The sequence below is a fragment of the Hydrogenophaga sp. LT287 genome (assembly GCF_055702805.1).
Map to the genome: position 1 here is coordinate 1 of NZ_JBVPZC010000063.1, position 4,096 is coordinate 4,096.

At 62.5% G+C, this 4,096-nt stretch carries 5 protein-coding genes and 1 pseudogene; 1 reads left to right on the forward strand and 5 read right to left on the reverse strand.

What is annotated here, in order from left to right; genetic code table 11:
* Positions 1 to 148: 148 nt before the first annotated feature.
* From AC0GNR_RS19340 to AC0GNR_RS19360, 5 genes are all read right to left on the reverse strand, one after another.
* Positions 149 to 1,111, reverse strand: a complete 963-nt coding sequence (locus AC0GNR_RS19340) for an IS5 family transposase (RefSeq protein WP_472900628.1) — start codon at positions 1,109 to 1,111, stop codon at positions 149 to 151.
* A gap of 178 nt (positions 1,112 to 1,289) precedes the next feature.
* Positions 1,290 to 1,805: a TIGR00645 family protein gene (locus AC0GNR_RS19345; protein WP_472902376.1), complete on the reverse strand. Its 516-nt coding sequence runs from the start codon at positions 1,803 to 1,805 to the stop codon at positions 1,290 to 1,292.
* A 179-nt stretch (positions 1,806 to 1,984) separates the two neighbouring features.
* On the reverse strand, positions 1,985 to 2,296 hold the full coding sequence (locus AC0GNR_RS19350) for a type II toxin-antitoxin system RelE/ParE family toxin (RefSeq protein ID WP_472902377.1): 312 nt from the start codon (positions 2,294 to 2,296) through the stop codon (positions 1,985 to 1,987).
* Positions 2,293 to 2,577, reverse strand: a complete 285-nt coding sequence (locus AC0GNR_RS19355; RefSeq protein ID WP_304781390.1) for a YlcI/YnfO family protein — start codon at positions 2,575 to 2,577, stop codon at positions 2,293 to 2,295. Before AC0GNR_RS19355 ends, AC0GNR_RS19350 begins: the two co-directional genes overlap by 4 nt.
* Before the next feature lie 114 nt (positions 2,578 to 2,691).
* Entirely contained in the window at positions 2,692 to 2,847 is a 156-nt protein-coding gene (locus tag AC0GNR_RS19360) for a YjfB family protein (RefSeq protein WP_472902378.1), read from the reverse strand.
* A gap of 838 nt (positions 2,848 to 3,685) precedes the next feature.
* Here AC0GNR_RS19360 and AC0GNR_RS19365 point away from each other — a divergent pair.
* Positions 3,686 to 4,096: pseudogene (locus AC0GNR_RS19365) on the forward strand (IS21 family transposase); the annotation flags it as partial.

Consider the following 4,096-nt stretch of genomic DNA (forward strand, 5'->3'; position numbering starts at 1 on the left):
TAAGGCAACGCTGAACAAGCGGTCGATCCAGCGACCCGTTGCCTCCTGATTGCGCCATGCGAGAAGCAAGGTCAAATCAAGTGGATTTCGTACCGTTTCAGGGCCATTTCGACCTTGTGCACGCGTTTGGCGTGCGCTGCAGACGCACTCATCCCATGAGGCGCTGACGCGCCAGGTAGATGTTGGCCAATCCCAGCGCCACGAACGAGCGCGTGGCGTTCTTGGCCAGCCCCCGGTAGCGCACCTTGGCAAAGCCCCACAGCCGCTTGACCACTGCAAAGACGTGTTCGACCCGCGCCCGGATTCTGGACTTGTTGCGGTTCTTCGAGCGTTCGGCTTCATCGACTTCACCGCCCTTGCGCACGCGCTGGTTGGTGAAGTCTTTGGCCTTGGGCGCCCTGGAAGCGATCAGCGTCTTCTGGCTAGCGTAGGCGCTGTCGCCGTACACGCGCTGCTCGTTGCCGTGCAGCAAATCGGGCAGCGGGTGTTTGTCGTGCATGTTGGCCGCTGTCACCACGGCGCTGTGCGCCAGCCCGCTGCGACTGTCCACGCCGATGTGCATCTTCATCCCGAAATACCACTGCTGACCCTTCTTGGTCTGGTGCATCTCGGGGTCACGTTGCTTGTCTGCGTTTTTGGTCGAGCTCGGTGCGCCGATGATGGTGGCGTCCACGATGGTGCCGGTACCGACCTTCATGCCCTGCGCCTGCAGCACCTCTCCCACTTTGGCAAACAAGGCCTCGCCCAGTTGGTGCGTCTCCAGCAAGCGGCGAAACTTCAGCAGCGTGGTCGCATCGGGCACGCGCTCGCGCCCGAGGTCTATGCCGACAAAGCGCCGCAGCGCGGTGCTGTCGAGTAGCGCATCCTCGCAGGCCTCATCGGCCAGGTTGAACCAGTGCTGCACGAAGTACATGCGCAGCATACGCTCGAGCCCGATCGGTGGACGCCCGTTGCCGGCCTTGGGGTAGTGAGGCTCGATCACCGCGCACAACGCCTGCCAGGGCACGATCTGCTGCATCGTGGCCAGGAAGGTATCGCGCCTGGTCGGCCTGCGGTAAGGCTCAAAACCTTCAGCTTGATCGGCGGCCATGGCAAGGGTTTGCTGTTTCATCTTCATCTGCCTGTTCGTCTGTACTGCAACGGTACAGGTAAACACCACGCTCGAGCAGTACTTAATCAGCGTTGCCTTAACCCCCTCTCCCGCTTGCGGGCGAGGGTTGGGGTGAGGGGCTTCTGGCTTCAACCGGCCAAAGGCAACAGCAGGGGAGCGTCACCCCCGCCTTGGCGGATCACTTGCGCTGTTCGCTGATCCAGTCGGCCAGGGCAAACAGCAGGCCCGAGATCACAAACGTCAGGTGGATGGCGATCTTCCACTTCAGCTGCTCGCTGGTGAGCGTGGTGCTGATCAGGAAGGCTTTGAGCAGCTCCACCGCAGAGATGGCCACGATGGCGCCGATCAGCTTCATCTTCAAGTCTGAAAACCCCACCTTGCCCATCCAGGCCGGGCGGTCCTCGTGGTCGCCAATGCTCAGCTTGGAAACGAAGTTTTCGTAGGCGCTGAACACAATGATCAGCAACAGCACCGCGATCAGCGCCGTGTCGACCAGCGTCAAGATCGAAATCACCGTGTCGTGCTCAATGATGCCCAGCACCCCCTGAATCAGCAGCCCCATTTCTTTCATGAACTTGATCAGCAGCACCGCCATGCTGACGATGAGGCCCAGGAAAAACGGCACCAGCAGCCAGCGGCTGGAAAAGATGAACTTTTCCAGCGTCAATTCGAATTTGTTGGGGGTAGCGGGCATGAAAAGTTAACGGCTCGTGTTGCACAAGCGCGCAAGCATAGCGAAAGACGGGGGCGGGGGTATGACGGCGCGCAACACCGATGCCCGATAACCCTTCACAACCACTCGAAGCCCACTTGTACCGCTGAGCGGGTACGTTTTGGGATGTGGGCGGACATGAGCGTGGGCTACTCAGCGCGTCAGTGGTAGTCGTCTTCCAACTGGTGCCGCACCGCCAGAATAGTCACGGTCGAGGCGTCTTCAATCTCAAACAGGGCGACATAGCCGCTGTTGCCGAACGGGATCAGCAGCTCACGCAGAAACGGGCTCTGGCCGGCCTTGCGGTAGAAGAAGGGTGAGCGGCCAAGGTTGTCGACCGCGCTGGTGATCGCGTTCAGCGCCACTTCGGCCACGTCGAGATCTTCGACCGTGCTGGCCCGTTGCAACAAGAATTCGTAGAGGCGAACCAAGTCGTCGCGGGCAGCGGCGCTGTACCGGACCGCGAAGCTCACCCTTGCGCCCGCTTTTGCAGCCTCGCCCGAGCCTGGGTCAACATCTGGCCCAGCTCGGCATGTACCTCACCCGCTGCAAAATAGCCGCCTGAGGCCAGCGCCTCTTCACGCGAGGCCAGCCCACGCGCCACAAACTCGGCGCGGGCGCGGCGGCGCTCAATGGTTTCCCGCACCGAAGCCTCGATGAAACCCGACAAAGTCTCACCTTCCTGCAACACGCTCTGGGCGGCGTCGCGCAATTGGGGATCGACCCGCAGCGAAGGGAAGGTGGCGGTTTTCATAGGGTAAGCCTGGTGCGTTGCAGATGCGATGCATTCTAGGCCTCTGCCCAGCCAGACGCCAGCCCCGCTCGGGGAACCCACCCAACACGAGAGCGCGACATCACACCAGCGTGTTCACCTGCGTGCCCACCGCGCCTCCACTGGCCAGCGGAAAATGCCCGCCACGGCATTCAGCAACGCGGCAGAAGCCGACTCCTGCATGTCCATGACCTTCTTCAAGACGCTGATCTGCACGTCTTGTGTGGTCTGGTTGTTGCGCGTCTGCAGCACGTGTTAGCGGCGCTCTAAACCCGCGTAAATCTGGTGTCGGCAAGCAGTCGGTGGCGGTCATCCGCGGCAGTCAGCTGACTGCTTTGAATTTCCTTTGAATCGAAGGGTGCCCGTTGCACAGGGCACAGACGTGTCCTGAGCGTGCCTGCTTTGGCCATGGCGAGCGGGCTTGAGCCAGCGCAGGGGTATGGCGCAGCGCTGGTGTTTTGCGTTACATATCGCCTACCTGTGTAAGAAGCAGGCGCGACAGTGACAGTCACTTTCCGGTAAACCCACTGTCGCGCCCCGAGACCCACCGCTTTGGAGGGCGCCGTTGCCGCTGTCAGTATTCACGAAGCGGGCGTGGCTGTCCAGCAGCGTGGGCCCACGCATGGGAATGGACCGCCCATGCCCACTGCCCAACACGCACCACCACAGCCGCCGTCACCACCGCCCAGACGTTTTCTGTGCGCCCTGTGTCGCAGCCCTGTGCTCATCTGCAGCCACTGCGACCGCGGCCAGCGCTACTGCAGCGCAGTCTGCTCACTCCAGGCCAGAAGTTGCGCCCAGCGCGCCGCTGCCAAACGCTACCAGGACAGCCGCAAGGGCCGCCACGCTCACGCCACACGCCAGGGGCAATGGCGCGCGCGCCAACAAATAGTGACGCATCAGGGTGGCCCACCACCGCCCTGCGCTGATGTACTCCCATCCAGCGACGCAACCGCTCTGAATCCAGACGCAAGCCAGCGCTGCAAGTGCCAGTTTTGCGGCCGTTCGGTCTCGGCTTTTGTGCGTCAGGACTTTCTGCGATGCCGCTTTCGCCATCCATCCCAACCTTCCGTATGGAGTACCGACTCACATGGCCATTTCACCTGAACTCAAGGCGCAGATCCTGCGCTACCACCACGCCGAGCGCTGGCCGGTGGGAACCATCTCGTCCCAGCTGGGCGTGCACCGCGAGACCGTCATGCGCGTGCTCACCCAGGCCGGCGCGGCCCCAATCGTGCCCGCACAACGCACTTCGGGCGTGACCCCCTACCTGCCCTTTATCCAGGAGACCTTGAAGCAGTTCCCCAACCTCACGGCCAGCCGGCTGCACACCATGGCCGCCGAGCGCGGTTACGAGGGGCGCCCCGACCACTTTCGCCACATCGTCGCCCGCCACCGTCCGCGCCCCCCAGCACAGGCCTACTTGCGCCTGCGCACCTTGCCCGGTGAACAGGGGCAATGCGACTGGGGCCACTTCGGCCACATCCAGATCGGGCAAGCC

Coding starts and splice junctions, on each gene's coding strand:
- AC0GNR_RS19345 (WP_472902376.1), bottom strand. CDS start 1,805: ATGCCCGCTACCCCCAACAAATTCGAATTGACGCTGGAAAAGTTCATC.
- AC0GNR_RS19355 (WP_304781390.1), bottom strand. CDS start 2,577: ATGAAAACCGCCACCTTCCCTTCGCTGCGGGTCGATCCCCAATTGCGC.
- AC0GNR_RS19340 (WP_472900628.1), bottom strand. CDS start 1,111: ATGAAACAGCAAACCCTTGCCATGGCCGCCGATCAAGCTGAAGGTTTT.